Annotated in this window: 1 protein-coding gene; it reads right to left on the reverse strand. The window is 68.1% G+C overall.

All coding sequences use genetic code 11. The features are described 5' to 3' along the window. Positions 1–288: 3'-5' exonuclease family protein (locus WDW90_RS38965; protein WP_336492981.1), on the reverse strand; the 288-nt coding region annotated here is incomplete at both ends.

The raw sequence follows: 288 nt of genomic DNA on the forward strand, positions 1-288 counted from the left end.
CGAGCGCGACGCCGTTCGCCAGCAGCATCTTGGAGTCGAAGCTCAGGTTGTGGCCGACGAGCGTGCATTTCCAGATGGGCACAATAGCCCCGCTGCCGAGCGGCACCCGGCGCAGATCGATGACGAGCGCCGCCATCCGACCGTCAATCTCTGCCGCGACCGGGAGCAGCCGGACCTCAGCCCGGAACGGGTCGAGAGCTGCCGAGGTGTCCAGGACGGGTTGTGTCTTGGCGGGGTGGCCTTCCGTCGTGATGGTGATCGGCCGCAGCACCGGCAGGTCCTCGGGAC

The organism is Methylobacterium nigriterrae (assembly GCF_037106235.1).
GTDB classification, from domain to species: domain Bacteria; phylum Pseudomonadota; class Alphaproteobacteria; order Rhizobiales; family Beijerinckiaceae; genus Methylobacterium; species Methylobacterium nigriterrae.